18 protein-coding genes are annotated in these 18,057 nt (G+C 69.0%); 6 read left to right on the top strand and 12 right to left on the bottom strand.

What is annotated here, in order from left to right; translation table 11 throughout:
- Positions 1-243 precede the first annotated feature (243 nt).
- Positions 244-1,476: a L,D-transpeptidase family protein gene (locus Sp245p_RS05135; protein ID WP_014241169.1), complete on the top strand. Its 1,233-nt coding sequence runs from the start codon at positions 244-246 to the stop codon at positions 1,474-1,476.
- A 56-nt stretch (positions 1,477-1,532) separates the two neighbouring features.
- Here the strand turns inward: Sp245p_RS05135 and Sp245p_RS05130 are convergent, their stop codons facing one another.
- Positions 1,533-2,117: an HPF/RaiA family ribosome-associated protein gene (locus Sp245p_RS05130; RefSeq protein ID WP_014241170.1), complete on the bottom strand. Its 585-nt coding sequence runs from the start codon at positions 2,115-2,117 to the stop codon at positions 1,533-1,535.
- Positions 2,118-2,164: 47 nt separating this feature from the next.
- The gene (locus Sp245p_RS05125) at positions 2,165-2,458 is read right to left on the bottom strand and encodes a DUF2934 domain-containing protein (RefSeq protein WP_014241171.1); all 294 of its coding nucleotides are present in this window, start codon (positions 2,456-2,458) and stop codon (positions 2,165-2,167) included.
- Positions 2,459-2,677: 219 nt separating this feature from the next.
- Between Sp245p_RS05125 and Sp245p_RS05120 the strand changes: the two genes are divergently transcribed.
- Positions 2,678-4,012, top strand: coding sequence for a polysaccharide deacetylase family protein (locus Sp245p_RS05120; RefSeq protein ID WP_244439313.1), 1,335 nt, complete (start codon positions 2,678-2,680; stop codon positions 4,010-4,012).
- Positions 4,013-4,042: 30 nt separating this feature from the next.
- On the opposite strand, the gene Sp245p_RS05115 is transcribed toward Sp245p_RS05120, so the two are convergent.
- The 10 genes from Sp245p_RS05115 to Sp245p_RS05070 all read right to left on the bottom strand — a co-directional run bounded on the left by Sp245p_RS05115 (position 4,043) and on the right by Sp245p_RS05070 (position 13,915).
- The gene (locus tag Sp245p_RS05115) at positions 4,043-4,408 is read right to left on the bottom strand and encodes a hypothetical protein (RefSeq protein WP_014241173.1); all 366 of its coding nucleotides are present in this window, start codon (positions 4,406-4,408) and stop codon (positions 4,043-4,045) included.
- 102 nt (positions 4,409-4,510) lie between these two features.
- Positions 4,511-4,843 (bottom strand): hypothetical protein, encoded by a 333-nt coding sequence (locus tag Sp245p_RS05110; protein ID WP_014241174.1) that lies wholly within the window; start codon positions 4,841-4,843, stop codon positions 4,511-4,513.
- A 515-nt stretch (positions 4,844-5,358) separates the two neighbouring features.
- The gene (locus Sp245p_RS05105) at positions 5,359-6,534 is read right to left on the bottom strand and encodes a PAS domain-containing sensor histidine kinase (RefSeq protein WP_014241176.1); all 1,176 of its coding nucleotides are present in this window, start codon (positions 6,532-6,534) and stop codon (positions 5,359-5,361) included.
- Positions 6,535-6,795: 261 nt separating this feature from the next.
- Complete coding sequence (locus Sp245p_RS05100) at positions 6,796-8,856, bottom strand: amylo-alpha-1,6-glucosidase (RefSeq protein ID WP_014241177.1); 2,061 nt, start codon at positions 8,854-8,856, stop codon at positions 6,796-6,798.
- Positions 8,849-10,810, bottom strand: a complete 1,962-nt coding sequence (gene treZ / locus Sp245p_RS05095) for a malto-oligosyltrehalose trehalohydrolase (protein ID WP_211101760.1) — start codon at positions 10,808-10,810, stop codon at positions 8,849-8,851. Before treZ ends, Sp245p_RS05100 begins: the two co-directional genes overlap by 8 nt.
- Before the next feature lie 193 nt (positions 10,811-11,003).
- Positions 11,004-11,258: a hypothetical protein gene (locus tag Sp245p_RS05090; RefSeq protein ID WP_014241178.1), complete on the bottom strand. Its 255-nt coding sequence runs from the start codon at positions 11,256-11,258 to the stop codon at positions 11,004-11,006.
- A gap of 29 nt (positions 11,259-11,287) precedes the next feature.
- Positions 11,288-12,463 carry a zinc-dependent alcohol dehydrogenase gene (locus tag Sp245p_RS05085; RefSeq protein WP_014241179.1) on the bottom strand — a complete coding sequence of 392 codons (1,176 nt, stop codon included), beginning with the start codon at positions 12,461-12,463 and terminating at the stop codon, positions 11,288-11,290.
- Entirely contained in the window at positions 12,460-13,197 is a 738-nt protein-coding gene (locus Sp245p_RS05080) for an SRPBCC family protein (RefSeq protein ID WP_014241180.1), read from the bottom strand. Before Sp245p_RS05080 ends, Sp245p_RS05085 begins: the two co-directional genes overlap by 4 nt.
- Positions 13,194-13,628, bottom strand: coding sequence for a DUF3775 domain-containing protein (locus tag Sp245p_RS05075; protein WP_038526583.1), 435 nt, complete (start codon positions 13,626-13,628; stop codon positions 13,194-13,196). Before Sp245p_RS05075 ends, Sp245p_RS05080 begins: the two co-directional genes overlap by 4 nt.
- A gap of 80 nt (positions 13,629-13,708) precedes the next feature.
- Positions 13,709-13,915, bottom strand: coding sequence for a hypothetical protein (locus Sp245p_RS05070; protein ID WP_014241182.1), 207 nt, complete (start codon positions 13,913-13,915; stop codon positions 13,709-13,711).
- Between the two features lie 196 nt (positions 13,916-14,111).
- On the opposite strand from Sp245p_RS05070, the gene Sp245p_RS05065 reads away from it, so the two are divergent.
- The 4 genes from Sp245p_RS05065 (at position 14,112) to leuA (ending at position 18,049) form a co-directional block, all read left to right on the top strand.
- On the top strand, positions 14,112-14,783 hold the full coding sequence (locus tag Sp245p_RS05065; RefSeq protein ID WP_014241183.1) for an alpha/beta hydrolase: 672 nt from the start codon (positions 14,112-14,114) through the stop codon (positions 14,781-14,783).
- A 75-nt stretch (positions 14,784-14,858) separates the two neighbouring features.
- A complete protein-coding gene (locus Sp245p_RS05060) occupies positions 14,859-15,233 on the top strand; it encodes a CidA/LrgA family protein (RefSeq protein ID WP_014241184.1) in 375 nt (124 codons plus the stop codon).
- Positions 15,230-15,952, top strand: coding sequence for an LrgB family protein (locus Sp245p_RS05055; protein ID WP_014241185.1), 723 nt, complete (start codon positions 15,230-15,232; stop codon positions 15,950-15,952). The genes Sp245p_RS05060 and Sp245p_RS05055 overlap by 4 nt, the downstream gene beginning before the upstream one ends.
- Positions 15,953-16,342: 390 nt before the next feature.
- Positions 16,343-18,049 carry a 2-isopropylmalate synthase gene (gene leuA, locus Sp245p_RS05050; RefSeq protein WP_014241187.1) on the top strand — a complete coding sequence of 569 codons (1,707 nt, stop codon included), beginning with the start codon at positions 16,343-16,345 and terminating at the stop codon, positions 18,047-18,049.
- Positions 18,050-18,057: the final 8 nt, after the last annotated feature.

Raw genomic sequence — 18,057 nt, 5'->3', positions numbered from 1 at the left:
GTCATAGCGAACGACTATTCCCTATAGGCTAGGGCTTGGCCGGGATCAACCCGAAAATGGCCCGAATCGGTCACAAATCGGCCCTCGGCGCCCTCACCCGCACTGGTTGCCCCCTGGCCGGAGGCCGTACGCCGATTTCCCGACCCCTGGAACGCGCGTCCCCGCCTCGCCGGACGGGGCTCCACGTACTACATTCGATAGAAAGGACAGGGGATCGGACCACCTGCCAGCCGAGGACGGATCATGCACACATCCCAGACGCTTACCGACCAACGACGCCGCCCGGCGCCGGTCCTGGCCGCGCTGACGCTGGCGCTGTCCGTGATCGCCGGTACGGCCGCAAGCCCGGCCGCCGCCGAGGCGGCCCCCTACGGCGACACGCTGACCGGCTGGGCCGACCGGCTGGACGCCGCCGCCACGCTGCTGGAGGCGGAGGCGGAGCGCCCCGTCACCCGCATCGGGTCCGGACCACTCCTGAAGAAGGGAACCAGTGGCGAGCGCGTCGAGCGGCTGACCCAAAGGCTGGCGGAACTGGGATTTCTCGACGCGGCGCGGCGCGGCGACCTGTTCGACGAGCAGGTGGACACCGCGGTGCGCGCCTTCCAGTTCAGCCAGCGCATGAAGGTCGACGGGCTGGTCGGCGGCGGCACGCGGGTGGCGCTGGACCGCAGCCCGCAGGAGGCCGCCGCCCAGATGCGGCGCAGCGCGCTGTCCATGCGCGCCTTCCGCGACACCGCGCCGGACACCGTGATCCTGGTGAACCTGCCCAGCCAGACCACAACGCTGGTCCGCGACGGGGAGGAAGCGCTGACCATGCGGTCCATCGTCGGGCGCCCGTCGCGCGAGACGCCGCTGCTCCAGGACCAGATCACCCACGTCATCGTCAACCCGACCTGGACCGTGCCGCCGACCGTCCTGAAGGAGGACAAGCTGCCTCTGCTGCGGGCCAAGGGCACGCCGGGCATCGCCAACGCGGTGGTCTATCTGGACGGCGCCCCGGTCGAGCCGGGCGTCGTGGACTGGCGCAACGTTTCGCCGCGCCGCGTGCGGATCGTCCAGCAGCCGGGCGACCACAACGCGCTGGGCCGGTACCGGTTCAACATGACCAACCCCTACAACATCTATCTGCACGGCACTAACGAGCCGCGGCTGTTCGATCGCGAGATCCGCACCGTCAGCTCCGGTTGCGTCCGCCTGGAGGACGCGCGCGGCATGGCCGAGGCGCTTCTGGCGACCGAGCATGTCTCGACGGCGCGGCTCGACCGCATGCTGGACCGGCAGGAGCCGCAGTGGATCAAGCTGTCCCAGCCGGTGCCGGTGCGCTTCGTCTACTGGACCGCGACGGTGGACGACCGCGACGCCGTCCGCCTGCATCCGGACATCTACGACCTGAACGAGGACCCCGTCCCCGCCGCGGCACCGGACCCGAGCGGTCCGACCTCGGCCGACCCGATGCCCCCGGCCCAGAGAGCCTGAACCCAAAAAAATCCGTTCCAAGAAAAAGCCCCCGCCGATCGGCGGGGGCTTTCTCGTCAGGTGGCCCGCAATTCGGTGTCGGACCCGGATGCCCGCCAGACCTTGGAGGCGGTCGGGCCGGTGTCGCCCGTGGTTTCCACATACTTCACCGGATCGCCGGTCTTGAGCTGGTCCATGTCGACGTTCAGGCAGCTGTTCCGGTGGAAATAGAGCTGCGTCCCGGTGTTGGTTGTGATGAAGCCGTGATCCTCGGTCGGGTTGAGTTGCGAAACGCGGCCGGGTTGCTCCGGATCATGGACCTTCACGTCGCGGCGCATCTTGTCCTTGTACTCCTTCAACTGCCGCTCCGCGGCTTCGAAGGCGTCGCGGATCGAGGTGCGGGCGTCGGGGTTGGCGTAGCGCTCCTTCGCCTTGTTCGGCTTGCGGCTGACCACGATGTCCTGGCCCGGCACCATCAGCTCGATATGGACGTCGAAGACGTTGCCGGTCTTGTGCTGGCGGTGCTGGGCTTCCACGGCGACCCGCATGCCGACCAGCCGGTCGAACAGCTTTTCCGTCTTCTCCGCCCGTTCGCGGATGTAGGCCTCCAGCTCCGGCTGGGAGTCCATGTTGTGGAAGGCGATTTCCAGGTTCGTGTCCATGGGGGTCCTCTCTAAGCACGACGTGAGGAAAGCGGTGGGAGCCGCCGTCAGGAGTCGCGGGCCTGGCCGGGAATGCGGAATTCCTCGCCCTGGTCGGCGATGCCGGGCATCTCGCCCTGGCTCTCCATGCTCAGCACGGGTTCGACCGGCTCGGTCCGTTCCGCGGTGTCGTCGGGACCGCGCGCCGGATTCGGGCGCAAGGTGTCCCGGTAATTGTCCTCGATGGCGATTTCCTCGCTCGCCAGTTTCCAATGGTCTTTGGCGCGATCCTCCGGACGGCCTTCACGCTCCCAGATCTGGTGAGCGCGCGCTCTGATCCGGCTTTCCAAATCATCCGCCATCCGGGCTGCCTCCTGTCCGTTCTTGTTCCGCGCCGCCCCCGCCACCCCGCTGCGGGATGGGGCCTTTGGGCCGGGCGCGCTCCCCGTCAACCGCGCCGGAACACGGAAGGTTCCTCCCGAAGGGATGATCGGAGCGGGCAAACCAACGGAGACCGCGCCGTTTGAATTAATCCCGAAGGGGTGGTATTCGACGACGGCGACGATCCGGAGGAGAAACGTGTGAACCGGCCTGAACACGGACGCTCCCTCACGTCCTCCCTTCTCACGGGCATGCGCCGCTTCCGCACCTCCCTGTTCGCGTTGCCGCTGGCCGCGGGGATGGTGATTGCCCTTCCGGATGGCGTCGCCCGCGCCGCCGATGGGCCGTCGCTGCTGCAACTCGGCCTCTTCCAAAGGGAAGGGGATGCCTGGTGGGCGTGGGACAGCCTGCGCCGCCGTTCCCCCGATCTGGCGGACGGCCTCAGCCCGGCGGTCGTTCCACTCGACGCGCGGCGCCAGGGTGAGGGCGTCGCCCTGCGGGCCACTGCCCCGGTGGGGCTGGACGTGACGGCGCTGTGCCGCCGCATGCTCGGCGCCGGTTTCGGCTGCCTCGTCCTCGACTCGCCCCCCTCCGCGCCGCCGCCCGCGCCTCCCCTGCCCGCGCCGTCTCAGGCATCGCCCCAAGCACCGGAGATCAGGCCGCCCGCCGACAGCGCGCAACTCGCCCCGCCCCGCCCTGGCGGGGACGTCAAGGCCGACGTCGCGATCACCTACCCCCCGGAAGCCGCCCGGACCATGGCCGCCATCGAGAAGTCGGTGCGCCGCAAGGGCCGGCTGGGCGCGGTGATTCCCGACACGGCGCTCGACGTCATGCCGGCGACGCTGAAGGAGGAGGGCTGGAACCTGTGCGCCCTCACCTTCGACGACGGGCCGCACCGGGTGGTCACCCGCCAGATCCTGGACGTGCTGAACCGCGAAAAGATCCCCGCGACCTATTTTCCGGTCGCCAGCGTCGCCGAGAACCAGGGCGAGGTGATCCGCGACTTCATCGCCGCCGGGCACGAGATCGGCAACCACAGCCTGACGCACGCCGACCTGCGCGCCATGGACCCCGAGGCGCAGCGCCACGAGATCGCCGAGGCCAACCGCATCCTGCGCGGATTCGGCGCCAACCCGGTGCTGTTCCGGCCGCCCTATGGGCGCTACACGCCGGACCTTCTGGCCATCGCCCGCGAGGAAAGCATGAGCCCGGTCCTGTGGACGGTGGACACCCGTGACTGGCAGGTCCGCGACCCCGACCGCATCGTGCAGCATGTGAAGACCGAGGCGGGAACCGGCAGCGTGCTTCTGCTGCACTCCACCTACCCGTCCACCCTCAACGCCCTGCCCCGCGTGATCGCCGCGATGCGCGCGAAGGGCTGCGAGTTCGTCACCCTGTCGGAATGGATCGAGCGGATGCACCAGATCGCCACGCCGGCCACGGCCATGGCCCCGACCTTGGTGAACGGCGGGGCGAACGCCACTGTCAAGGCCGTGGGGAAAGCCGGCGACGCGACGCTCCGCACCGCCAACTGAACGGCGGTCGCCCGGTCGAGACCGTGCCCCTTACTTTCCGGTCTTCTGCTTGCGGATCTGTAGGTACTTGCGGATGGTCGCCTCGACCTCCGGCGGCAGCATGTTCCAGGCACCGGACACCGATCCGCCCTTGACCTCCTCGATGGTCACGGTGGCGGCGAAGCTGAATTTGCCATAGGCGTCGTCGACCCGCAGCGTGATGCGCGCGGTCTGGCTGGGGATCAGGGACCCGTCGAAGCCGGTCGCCACGAAGCCTTTGTGGCTGACCCCGGCCAAGGGGAAGCTCTTGCCGTCGAACTCGATCACGTTCGACGGGCCGGCGGACGCGTTGGGCCGGCGCGGCGCCGCCTTCTTCTCGTCCTTGACGGTCACTTTCAGAAAATCGAACAACCCCATGCACCGCCCCCGCCGAACAGCGCCGTCCATCGCCACGGCGTCATCACTTTATGCGCGGACTTACAAAAGGGGGCAACCGGGATTTCCGCGACCGGCGGCGCTTCAACCTTGCGGCGAGGCCGTCCTCCCGCGACGATCCGATCCGGCCGCCAGCGCTTCCTGAGCCCGCCGGACACACAGCAGGGCAAAGGGAAGCAAGACCACCAGCACCGCCGCCATGCCCACCGCCACCGCCAGCACCCCGGCCATGTCGGCCCCGCCCAAATGAGCGGCAAGCGTCAGCAGGAGATGGAGGATCAACGCGGACAGCATCACCGCCGTCAAGGCCGGACCGGCAAATCCTTGCACGCGTCGGCACCGTGGCTCACCGGCCGCCGCGCGCCACGACCATCGCGGACGCGCCGCCGGGCAAGACGTCCCATAGACATCCAGCATGGGCACCCCTCCCGTCATCACTCATCCAAGGCCGGTTGATTTGGAGCAATACGGCGGGATGAGGCGCGACCACTATAGCGGCAAAAACGCGCGAAGCCTAAAATCTGAAGTACTTATTCTGATTGGACGGGCCTCCCGCCAAAGGTTATGGGCCGGAGGCCGGCGCCCTCACCTCCCGCTTAGGCTCTCCACAGAGTCTGTGGATAACTGTGTTGACAAGGGCCGGCTTTTCCCGATTCGAGTCAAGCGCGACAAGGCCATAGCGCGAATTGCCCAAATTTTGGGCATGTCACACAAACCATTGAAATGCATTGCCTTTCCAGAATTGAGGGGGGTGTTGCAGCGCTCACGCCTGTCAATCGGATTCTGATGCCGGACTCCCGGCGCGGCGATTTCGCGCGGGTCTGTGCCCTGTTGACAACTGAATGTCCGAATCCCCCGCATGGGGCACCCCGATCCCACCGCCCCTCCTCCGGCCGATGGCGTTGGTTTGCCCAACCATCCGTTCGCTGGTGTTACAATCCGGCGTTTCCTCCCGGGGTCAGGGTCACCGTGACCGCGGTTCCACCGCCCGGCTTGCTGAAAACACGAATGCCGCCGCCCATGCGCTCGACCAGAGCCTTGCAGATCAGCAGGCCGAGGCCGCTCCCCACCTCCCCGTCGGCGCCGGGCGCGGCGTGGTGCGGATCGATGCGGAACAGATGGGGCTGAAGCTCCTCCGGGATGCCCAGCCCGTTGTCCTGGACACGCACGGTCACCCGCCCGTCCGTCAGGGCGGCCGACAGCATGACCATGCTTCCCGAGGGTGAGAAGCGCACCGCGTTCTCGATCAGATGTTTCAGCACCGTGTTCAGCGCGGACAGGTCGCCCAGCACCGGGGTGGCGACGATGCGGTTGACGATCAGGATGTCGCGGGCGCGGGCGCGTGGCGCCAGTTCCTCCAGCACGTCCTGGAGCAGGCCGCCCAGCTCATAGACGCGCAGCTCGAGCGGCACCTGATTCAGCTGCAGGCGGGACCACAGCGACAGGTTCTCGATGGTCCGCATCATCTGCCGCCCGGCGTCGCTGCACAGCGCCGCGTAGGCCCCCAGATGCGCGGTCCCCGGGGTGGGGCTGCCGCCGGCCGGATCGGGCGACGCCACGTCGGAGGAGATCATCTGGGTGGCGCCGAGGATCGCGCTCAGCGGGTCCTTCAGTTCCTGGCAGATCTGCCCCAGAAAGCGGTTCATGCGCGCGACCGCGTCCGCCAGCTGGTCCACCCGCAGGGCGCGCTGCGCCTCCTCCTCGCTGCGACGGGTGATGTCGGTGACGAAGATGCAGTAGCCCGGGGACGGCCCGCCGTCCGAGTCGGCATCGCCATCCAGCCGGGAGTCGTTGAAGATCGCGCGGAGCGGCGTTCCGTCGGAGCGGATCAGGGTAACGTCGTAGCTGCGGTGCGGCGTCAGATCACGGATCGCCGCCTGCCGCTCCAGGACGTTCCGGCTTTCCTCGGCCACATAGGCCAGAAGATGGGTGCCAACCAGTTCCCCCGCCCGGTAACCGAGCAACGCACAGAGCGCCGGGTTGACGCCGACGGTCACCAGTTCGCGATCCACCACCCAGCAGGCCTGCGCGCCCTGGTCCAGAATCCGCCGGCTCAAGCGGTCCCAATCGACCGTCTGGCGCATGGGCTTCGACAGCAGTGCCAGCATGACCCCTCCCGTCATCATCCTGCGCGGGTCAGTCACACGGCCGTGTGTTCGTCCGTTTTCTTATCGACCCGCTACCAATGATAGGCACGGGCGGCAGAAACCTTCAACAAAATGTGGGTTTCGCCGATGTTATAGCGCGGTTATCGATTCACAATTTTCCGGAGTCGCAGTTTTCTTTTCAGTAACCGGACAGGTTTTTTCACCATCTCGCCACAACTTCTTATGACGCTTTTCATAGGCGGTATGACGATGGCATCAGGATCATCGATCTTCCGCCGTTGCCGCCCAGCAGCGCAGGACCTCCGCCACGCTCCAGGCCTGCGAGATGCAGCCGCGCGGGCTGAAGGGCGGCTCGGCGTCGAAGATCTCGGAGATGGTCCCGATTCCTGCCTGATCGAGATGCGGCAGGAAGCCCTGGAGCAGCTCCCGCGCCCCCGCCTTTTCCTCCGGATGCAGCTTCAGCCACGCATCGACATAGGGACCGATCAGCCACCCCCAGACCGTGCCCTGGTGGTAGGCGGCGTCGCGGGCGCGCAGATCGCCGAAGTATTTCGGCTTGTAGTCGCGCTGCCCCGGCGCCAGCGAGCGCAGCCCGACCGGGGTCAGCAGCCGCTGCCGCACCGTCTCCACCACCGGCTCCCAGCGGGAGCGGTCGAGCACCGGGTTGTCGAGCGAGACGGCGAAGATCTGGTTGGGCCGGCAGGCGTCGTCGTCCCCCCGCTCCCCGTCCACCACATCGTAGAGGTGCCCGGCGTGGGCGCACCAGAAGCGCGCGTTGAAGGAAACGCGGGCCTGCTCCGCCAGCTCCGCCAGCGGGCGGGCGGCCTGGGCGTCCCCCTCCTCGGTCAGCCAGCCGGCGGTCAGGCACAGCGCGTTGTACCACAGCGCGTTGATCTCCACCGCCTTGCCCCGGCGCGGCGTGACCACCCAGTCCTCGACCTTCGCGTCCATCCAGGTGAGCTGGTAGCCCTCCCGCCCCTGGCGCAGCAGCCCGTCGCCCGGGTCCACGGCGATGCCGAAGCGGGTGCCGCGCCGGTGATGGTCGATCACCTCGACCAGCCGGGGCAGCAGCAGTTGCAGCGTGTGCCGGTCTCCGGTCGCCTGGACGTAGCGGTTCAGCGCGTGGAAGAACCACAGGGTGGCGTCGGCGGTGTGGTACAGCCCCTCGTCCTTGCCGTCGGGGAACATGTTGGGAATCAGCCCGTCGCGGATGTAGTGCGCGAAGGTGCGCAGGATCCAGCCGGCCTCCATGTGGCGCCCGGTGGTCAGGGTCAACCCCTCCAGGCTGATCATGGTGTCGCGGCCCCAGTCGGTGAACCAGTGGTAGCCGGCGATCACCGTGCGCACCTCGTCGCCCTCGGCGCGGGCGCGCATCTGGTCGGCGACGCGGCCCGCCGGCACGAACAGGAAGCTGTCCGCCGACAGCACCAGCTCCGCCATTGCCCCCTCGCGCAGCGACGGATGGGCCGTCCCGACGATGCGCCGCCGCCGCTCCTTCTCGAAGCGCAGGACGTCGGCGGGCGGCAACGCCCACAGCCGCTGCCACGGCTCGGTCGCCGCGACGAAGCTCAGCGTCTGGCCCTGGCTGAGGGGACCGCTGAAATAGCCGGGCGTCCACAGCGAGCCGCGCGATTCATAGCCGCGCTCCGCCTCCACCGGATAGACGATGTCGCGCCGCGCCCCGCCGTCCAGCGTCAGGGGAAGCTCCGCCCCCTCGATGGTCATGCGCAGCACGGGCAGTTCCGGCCCGGCCCATATCTCATACTCGTGGCCACGGGCGGTGACGCGGTAGTCGCGCGCCAACGGCTCGTCCACCGCGGATTCCAGCTTGCGGAAGGCCATCACCGGGCGAAGCCGCAGGCAAATCGGCTGCGGCGCCTTCACCACCCGGTAGGTGACGTGGACGATGTTCTGCAGGTGCGGCAGCACGATCTGCTTTTCGATCACCACGTCGCCGATCTCGTAGCGCCAGACCGGCAGGCCGGATTCCATGCGGAACTCGGCGAGACCGGAGGGGGCAACGTCCGACGGGTAGTTCGGGTCGGGCCATTGGTCCGCCTGCGGGTTGTGGCCGGTCAGCCGCCGCTCGGTCCCGTCGCGCTCGATCAGCACGTCGTTGAGCTGGCTCAGCATCACCACCCGGCCCAGCGGCGCCGGCAACGCCGCCACCAGAAGTCCGTGATAGCGCCGCGTCACCGCCCCCGACAGGGAGGAGGAGGCGTAGCCGCCCAGCCCGTTGGCGACCAGCCATTCGCGGGACAACGCAGCGTCCGGCGCGGATCGCAGGGCGTCGCGGGTGATCTTGCGGATGAAATCAGCCATGGGTCTCCTGAGCGCTCGTGCCGTTGCCTTCGCCCCGTTCCTGGTCCGGAACAACGTCCGTGCCGGCCAGGACGACCGCCGCGTGGCCGGGAAGCCGCCAGCCACCGTCCGGGGTTTCCAGAGGGGCGATGCCGCAGCCGCCGTAGCGGGGGTCCTCGCTGGACCACAGGGGTGTCCAATCCCTGGCAACCGGCGGCGCCAGCAGCGGTTCCGGCAGGATGTCCAACCGCAGGTCGCGGCCCAGATTGACCAGCAGCAGCCGGTCGTCCCCGTCCTCTCCATAAAAGCGCAGGACGAACGCCTCTTGGCCCAGCACCGCACCGTCCAGCCCGCCGTCGCCCTGGGCGCGGAACACCGGATCCTCGCGGCGCAGGCGCAGAAGGTCGCGGTGCAACGCCCAGACCTCGGCGTGGGTCTCCCGCTCCGCGTGGTCGAGCTTGCAACGCCGGAAGGTCTCCTCGTCCTGCGGACGCGTCAGATGGGCGCGCATGGCGGGGGTGGCGAGGCTGGGAAACTGGGACAGGAACTCCGCCCGCCCCGTCTCCACCTTGGCGGCCAGATCGGGTTCGTGGTCGGCGAAGTAGTAGAAGGGCGCGCTCGCCGCGAACTCCTGCCCTTGGAACAGCATCGGCGTGCCGGGACCCAGCAGCGTCAGCGCGGTCAGCGCCCGGAAGCGCCCCGGCGTGGTCAGGGCGTGGATCCGCTGGCCGCGGCCCGAATTGGCGATCTGGTCGTGGTTCTGGAGGAAGGTGACGAAGGCCGGGCGCGGCATCCCATGGGCCGGCAAGCCCCGCCGCTTGCCCTGCCAGCGGTACCATTGCCCCTGGTAGAGGAAGCCGTGCTTGACGGCCGACAGCAGTTCCTGCGGCGTGCCGCGGTAGTCGGTGTAGTAGGCCTCGTTCCGCCCGGTCAGCGCGACCCGGGCCGTATGGTGGAAATCGTCGTTCCACAGGGCGTCCAGCCCGCAGCCGCCCCGCTCCACCGGTGTCGCCATGGTGGCCAGCTGGGGTTCGTTCTCCCCGATCAGCAGGGTGCCGCGCCCGCGCGCCGCTTGGCGGACGGCCTGCCCGAACTCCTGGATGATGTGCGGGGTGGAGCGGTCGAAGATTTGCTGGGTGGCGTCCAACCGCAGCCCGTCCAGATGATACTCGTCGATCCAGAAGGCGGCGTTCGCCCGGAAGAACTCCCGCACCGGGCCGCAGTTCGGGCCGTCGAAGTTGAGCGCGTCCCCCCACTCGTTCTTGTAGCGGTTGGTGAAGTAGTCCGGGGAGAAGCGGGACAGGAAATTCCCGCTGGGGCCGAGGTGGTTGTAGACCACGTCGAGGATCACCGCGAGGCCGAGCGCGTGGGCGCGGTCCACGAAGCCCCGCATGTCGTCCGGTCCGCCGTAGAGCCGGGTCGGGGCGAACAGGTCCACCCCGTCGTAGCCCCAGCCGAAGCGGCCGGGAAACTCGGCCACCGGCATCAGTTCGAGGACCGTCACCCCCAGTTCCGCCAGACTTGGCAGTTCGCGCGCCGCCGCCGCCCAGGTCCCCTCCGGCGTGAAGGTGCCGATGTGCATCTCATAGACCACTTGCCCGCGCAGGCCGCATCCCGCCCAGCCGGTGTCGGTCCAGGCGAAGGCGGACGCATCCACCACCTGCGACGGCCCCTCCGGCCCGTCGGGCTGGAAGCGGGACGCCGGGTCGGGGAAGGCCGGGCCGCCATCGAGCTGGAACCGGTAGAGGCTGCCCACCGGCACCCCTTCGACCATCGCGGAGAAATAGCCGTCACCCTCCGCGTCCAGCGCCACCGCGCGCTCCTCCGGCCCGACCAGCAGGCGGACGCCACGGCAGGCGGGCGCCCAGACCCGCGCCAGCACCCGGTCGCCGGGCGCCGGTTCGACGCCTATGGGGCAACGGCGGACGGCGAAGGCCGAACCGCCGGCGTGCGCTGCATCGGGAGGACTCGACACGGGATGTTCTCACCGCACTGTTTCGACCATCGCCCCAACAGGCGCCGACCGGCTTCGTCCCATGAGCGGCGGGGGTGGTGGCGAACATCTGCGGCGTCACCGAGGGGAGCGCCACGAGATGTTGTGGACGGTCTTCGTCACCCGCCCTTCGGGCGACTCCGCGGCAGGCCATCCCGCCTCCGTTGAACGGGGCCTACACCCGTTCCCCGAAGCTCTCCGCCGCCGCGTCGATCACCGCGGGGTGGGCGCGCAGCCTGTTGAGGGCGGTGTCCTGCTGGGCATCGTCCAGTTCCAGCGTGACGATGACATCGACGGCGCTGCCGCGCTCCGCGTCGCGCTCCTCGCGTGCGGTCTGGACGACGTGGCCGCAGCGGTCGCGCAAGCCTCCGACGATCTCCGCCTCGACGCCGCGCCCCTTCTCCGCCGGGTAGGCGTAGACGATCTTCATGGCCTTCCATCCCTTGTTTTGGCCCGCCGTCACGGCGCGAAGACGACCCGCATGCAGTCGTCGGCCTTCTCCTTGAACATGCGGTACCCCCGGGGCGCGTCGTCCAACGCCCATTTGTGGGTCAGCAGGTAGGCGGGATCGAGATCGCCCTTTTCGATGTGCTCGAACAGGCGTTTGACATAGCGCTGGCCGTGCTGCTGCCCCATGCGGAAGGTCAGCGCCTTGTTCATCGCCGCTCCCATGGGGAACTTGTCGATGAGACCGCCATAGACGCCGACGATGGACAGGGTGCCGCCCTTGCGGCAGCACTGGATCATCTGGCGCAGGACGGCGGGCCGGTCGTTCTCCAGCCGCAGGGCCTGCTTGCTGCGGTCGTACAGATCCTCGATGGCCGAGGCGCCGCTGTCCGCTTCCATGCCCACCGCGTCGATGCAGACGTCCGGGCCACGCCCCCCAGTCATCGCCAGCAGGGCGTCGTAGATATCGACGCGGCTGTAATCCAGCGTCTCCGCCCCCGCCTTCATCTGGGCGGCGCGCAACCGGTCGGGGAAACGATCGATGCCGATCACCCGCTCCGCCCCCATCAGGAAGGCGCTCTTCATCGCCATCTGGCCGACGCCGCCGCAGCCCCACACGGCCACCACGTCGCCCGGCTTGATGTTGCCCATGTCGGCGGCCATGTAGCCGGTCGGCACGGCGTCGGAGACGAAGACCGCCTGCTCGTCCGTCACCCCCTCCGGCACGCGGAAGCAGTTGGTGTCGGCGAAGGGGACGCGGATGTATTCGGCGTGGCTTCCGGCGTAGCCGCCGAAGGCGTGGCTGTAGCCGAAGATGCCGGCGGTGCAGTGCCCATAGGCCGCCTCCTCGAAGGCCGGTTGCGGGTTGGAGTTGTCGCAGAGCGAGAACTCCTCGTGCTGGCAGTGCCAGCATTTGCCGCAGCCGATGATCGACACGGTGATCACCCGATCGCCGCGGTTCAGCCGCGTCACCTCCGGTCCCTTCTCGACGACCTCGCCCAGGAATTCATGGCCGATGATGTCGCCGGCCCGCATGGTGGGGACGTAGCCGCCGATCAGATGCAGGTCCGATCCGCAGACCGAGGACAGGCTGACCTTGATGATCGCGTCCTGCGGACCGAGGATCGTTGGGTCCGGCACCCGCTCCACCCGCAGGTCGTTCACGCCGTTCCAGCAGAGCGCCCTCATCCCGTCACCTCGCGCAGTTTGGACGTCACCCGACCCCGCTCGGCCCGCCCGCTCGGTTGGCCCTTGATGGTGGGAAGCTCGCCGACCTCCATGATCCGTTTCAGGCGGCGCAGCGCCTCGCGCGCCTGCTGTTCCGGCGCGGCCCCGAACAGGCGGGACACGGCGTTTCCGCCGACACCGCCCGGCGGGTGGTAGGCCAGCGTCAGGCTGACCTCCGTCCCGCGCCCGCCCGGCGCCGGGCGGAACAGGACGGTGCCGCGGTGCGGCAGGTCGGCCCCCTCCAGCGTGTGCCAGGTGATGAGCTCGTTTTCCCGGATCTTGTCGAGCCGGCTGTTCCAGACCACCGGAACGCCGCCGGGGCCATGGGCCTTCCAGCGGCTTTCCGTGTCGGACAGGATCTCCACGGCGTCGAGGTGGGGGAACAGCGCCGCCAGATGGCGGACGTTGCGCCAGTGGCGGAACAGCTTCTCGGCCGGGACCGCGATGGTGACGTTCGCCTGGGTGGTCGTCGGCTCCCGGCGCATCGCCGGCAGCGCCGCCTGCCGCAGCGGGCTGGACAGCGGAACCCCCGCCGCCCCGGCGAGGAACAGCCCGCCGCCGAGCGCGCCCAGCGCCCAGCTTCCCCGCCGCGCCCCGGCGAAGCCCAGCGCCGTGCCGCCGAGGATGGCGGCCCAGCGTTCGAGCGTCCCGGCGGAGCCCTCCAGGCGCCGCCCGCCGTCCCGGCCCCTGGTCATTGCCCGTCCTTCTTCTTCAGCAGGTCCAACTCGTACAGCCCCTTCATCAGGTCGCGGTGCAGGTCGATGCGCTCCGCGATGTCGGTGTAGTGGGTGGCGTCCGGGGCCCGCCCGGCCTCGTCCAGCGCGCGGTCCCACTGGTTTCCGGCGAAATCGCCGCGCCCGACGAACATGACCGCGCGCAGTTCCATCCGCTGTTCGGGGGTCAGGTCCTCCAGCATCCGGTTCAACTGGCTCAGCGCGCCGCTGGCGTCGGAGGACAGGATGCTGAGGGCGTCGAGATCGGTCGGGTTCCGCGAACCGCGCTCGCTGGTCTGTTCCCCGAGGTCGATGTTGCGCATTCCCGCGAGGAAACGCTGACGGTCGGCCACGGCCTCGTACGCAAGGTCGGCGGCCTGCTTCACGGTATCGACCGAAATCTGTTTGAGCATGTGTCGCACTTCTTTTCAGTTGCACGGCTTTGCCCGACGCCAACAGCCGGGCCGGGGGTTCGTCGCGGAAACGGCGGCGGTCAGCCGTCCCGCTTGCGCTGCTCGTCGGACGCGCCGCGGGACCCGCCGGAGCCCGAGCCGCGCTCGCGCCCCTGCCCGCTGGACTGATTCTGGCCGGGCTTGTTGCCGGCGGCCTTGGCCGGGTCCTCATGGCCGGACTTGGCGGCCTTTCCGGCGCCGCCGGACTGGTGCTTTTCCTGCTCGGTGTCGCGGTTGCTGCGGGACATGGGGTTTCTCCCGGTGTGGTTTGTCGGATTGGCGGCCCTTGGCGCTGCGGGGCGTTGCGCGCGGCCCTGATCGCGGGGTCCGTGTCGCGAACCGTCTCTCGGCACAACCGGAGACGGTGCGGCGAGGTTCCGAAGCAACAGAGATGCCCGGTGACCTGTTAACTCCCGCAAGACCTTGGCAAGCCGGAGAACACCCATGCCGCTCCTGTCGGCGCAGATCGGTGACACCGTGGACGAGGGGTTCGCCCCCGTGCGCCTGGACACCGACCGCGGCACCGTGGACGCCCGCCTCTACGCCGCCCCCGATGGCCACCCAGACGGGCACAAGGCGGCGGGAACGCTGGGCGTCATCTGGTTGGGGGGCGTCGGCGGCGGCTTCGACTCGCCGGCCCACGGGCTCTATCCGCGGCTGGCGGACGATCTCAGGCCCGACGGCATCGCCTCGCTGCGCGTCCGCTACCGCAACCCCCGCGCGCTGGACGAGGCGGTCTATGACTCGCTGTGCGGCCTGACCTTCCTGGGCCGGATGGGCATCCACCATGTCGCCCTGGTCGGCCATTCCTTCGGTGGGGCGGTGGCGATCCAGGCTGCGGCCTCCAACCGCGGCGCGGTCTGCACGGTGGTGACGCTGGCGACTCAGGGGCTGGGCACCGACGCGGTGGCGGACCTCAGCTGCCCGGTGTTGCTGGTCCATGGCGAGGCCGACGAGGTGCTGACGCCGATGTGCTCCATCCACGTCCACCGCATGGCGCGCGAGCCGAAGAAGCTGGTCCTGATGCCCGGCGCCGGCCATTGTCTGGACGAGACCGCCGAGGCCGTCTGCCGCGAGGTGCGCGACTGGCTCAAGGCTCAACTGCTGGCGCGGTAGGGCATATCCTCTCCCCCCACGGCAGGCTCCGGGATTAGGCTGCGGCCACCTCCCCGAAAAGCCCGGAGTCTGCCGATGCTCGGCACCCTGACCCTTCTTCTCTCCTGCCAGCTGGCGGGGGAACTGACCGCCCGCCTGCTGCATCTGCCCGTGCCGGGGCCGGTGCTCGGCATGGTCCTGCTGTTCGCCGGCCTGCTGGTCCGCGGCGGCGTGCCGGAGCCGCTGCAGGAGACGGCGGGCGGCATCCTGCGCCACCTGTCGCTTCTCTTCGTTCCGGCGGGCGTCGGGGTGATGGCGCACCTGAACCGGCTGGAGGCGGAGGCCCTGCCCATCGCCGCCGCCCTGCTGGGCAGCACGCTGATCGGCGTCGCGCTGACCGCCTGGGTGATGAGCGTGCTGAGCCGCCGCGGTCCCGACGCCGAAACCGGCAATGGGGAGGACGCGCCGTGAGCCCCGATTTCCACGAGATCTGGGTCTATCTGTCGGCCAGCCCGCTCGCCGGCCTGACCCTGACGCTGGCCGCCTATCAGGCGGGAATGTGGGTGTTCGAGCGGTTCGGCCGGCGGCCCGCGCTGAACCCGGTGATGATCGCGGTGCTGCTGATCGCCGCGACGCTGATGGTGGCAGGGATCGACTACCGCACCTATTTCGACGGCGCGCAATTCGTGCATTTCCTGCTCGGCCCCGCCACGGTGGCTCTGGCGGTCCCGCTCTACCGCCAGTTCCAGCAGGTCCGCCGCTCCGCCGTGGCGCTGCTGGTCGCCCTGCTGACCGGTTCCGCCGCGTCGGCCTTGAGCGCGGTGGGCATCGCCTGGGCGCTGGGCGCGTCGGAGCGCACGATGCTGTCGCTGGCGCCGAAGTCGGTGACCTCGCCCATCGCCATGGGCGTGTCGGAACAGATCGGCGGCCTGCCCTCCCTCACCGCGGTCTTCGTGATCCTGACCGGGATCATCGCCGCCTCCTTCGGCACCTGGGTCCTGAACCTCGTCCGGGTGACGGACTGGCGGGCGCGCGGCTTCGGCCTGGGGGTGGCCGCCCACGGCATCGGCACCGCCCGCGCGCTCCAGGTCAACGAGGTGGCGGGAGCGTTCGCCGGGTTGGGGATGGGGCTGAACGGGCTGGTCACGGCCATTCTCCTGCCGGTTCTCTACCGCCTGTTCTTCACGTGAAGCCCCGTTCCGGGAAAGAAGATTTCATGGAATCGTGGCTTGACAGAGCAAGCCTGCCTGCGCAGAGTGTGGCCCATGACTCGCATCGACCACACGAACGCCCTTCTGCGACTTATCACCCCGGCGCTTTGAGCGTCCGGGTCGTCTGCGTTCGTCTGCCCTGTTCCCTGGTCGAAGTGTCTGTTTTCCCATGAGCACCTATTGCACGCGTCCTTTCGGCACGCGCCCTTGCGGGGTGAAGCGTGTCTCCCGGCTGGGGCCGGGGCTGCGACTTAGGAACGGTCGCTGAGCCGCCCGGCAGCTCGGCGACCGTAGTCCCGCCGGTCCCCACACCACACGAGACAACGCCCCGCAGCACAAACCGGGGCTCCCAAGGGATCACGAAGCGTCATGAACCACATCGCCACCCCCGCCGCCACGTCTGCGACCTCTGCTGCCAAGCACGAGAAGTACGTCCCCTTCGCCCCGGTGAAGCTGACCGACCGCCAGTGGCCGAACCGGACCATCGAGAAGGCGCCGGTCTGGTGCTCGGTGGACCTGCGCGACGGCAACCAGGCGCTGATCGAGCCGATGGGTCCGGACCGCAAGCGCGCGATGTTCGACGCGCTGCTGAAGATGGGCTTCAAGGAGATCGAGATCGGCTTCCCCGCCGCCTCGCAGACCGATTTCGACTTCTGCCGCGAGATCATCGAGGGCGGCAAGATTCCCGATGGCGTGACCATCCAGGTGCTGACCCAGGCCCGTGAGGAGCTGATCCGCCGCACCTTCGAGGGCATCAAGGGCGCCAAGCGCGCCATCGTCCACCTGTACAACTCGACCTCGGAGCTGCAGCGCCGCGTCGTCTTCGGGCTGGACCGCCAGGGCATCGTCGACATCGCCGTCGCCGGCACCAAGCTGATCAAGCAGCTGGCCGCCGAGCATCCGGAGACCGAGATCGTCCTGCAGTACTCGCCGGAGAGCTTCACCGGGACCGAGCTGGAGTTCGCCCTGGAAATCTGCGAGGCGGTGATGGAGACCTGGGGCGCCGACGCCGCCAACAAGGTCATCCTGAACCTGCCGGCGACGGTGGAGATGTCCACCCCGAACATCCACGCCGACCAGATCGAGTGGTTCTGCCGCAACATGAAGAACCGCGACGCGGCGATCATCTCCCTGCACCCGCACAACGACCGCGGCACCGGCGTCGCGGCGGCGGAGCTGGGCATGCTGGCCGGCGCCGACCGCGTGGAAGGCACGCTGTTCGGCAACGGCGAGCGCACCGGCAACGTGGACGTCATCACGCTGGCGCTGAACCTGCTGACCCAGGGCGTCGATCCGGAGCTGCGCATCGACGATATCAACGAGATCGTCCGCGTCGCCGAGTACTGCACGCAGCTGCCCGTCCATCCGCGCCACCCCTACGCCGGCGAGCTGGTCTTCACGGCCTTCTCCGGCTCGCACCAGGACGCCATCAACAAGGGCCTGAAGGCGCTGGCCAAGTCCAACCACGGCACCTGGGAGGTTCCGTACCTGCCCATCGACCCGCAGGACCTGGGCCGCAGCTACGAGGCGGTGATCCGCATCAACAGCCAGTCGGGCAAGGGCGGCATCGCCTATGTGCTGGAGAAGGATTACGGCATCCAGATTCCGCGCCGCCTGCAGATCGAGTTCTCCAAGACGGTGCAGCGCATCGCCGACGAGACCGGCAAGGAGCTGGCCCCCGCCGACATCCACAACGCCTTCAAGGCCGAGTATCTGGACATCGACGCCCCGCTGGCCCTGATCGAACATTCGACCGAGCCGCGCGGCCCGAACTCCGGTGCCCGCGTCCTGAACGTGGTGGTGTCGCGCGACGGCGTGGTCAGCACGCTGAAGGGCTCGGGCAAGGGTCCGATCGACGCCTTCCTGGACGCGCTGCGCCAGGGGGCCGGCATCGACCTGCATGTGGTTGACTACCGCGAGCACGCCGTCGGCGAGGGTGAGGACGCCCAGGCCTGCGCCTATGTCGAGGTGAAGACCAACGACGAGCGCACCCTGTTCGGCGTCGGCATGGACGCGGACATCGTGACAGCCTCGCTGCGCGCCCTGGTCAGCGCCGCGAACCGCGCCTCGCGGTAAGGGGTTCG

The organism is Azospirillum baldaniorum, assembly GCF_003119195.2.
Classification (GTDB): Bacteria; Pseudomonadota; Alphaproteobacteria; order Azospirillales; family Azospirillaceae; genus Azospirillum; species Azospirillum baldaniorum.
This window is presented reverse-complemented; position numbering and strand designations above follow the sequence as displayed.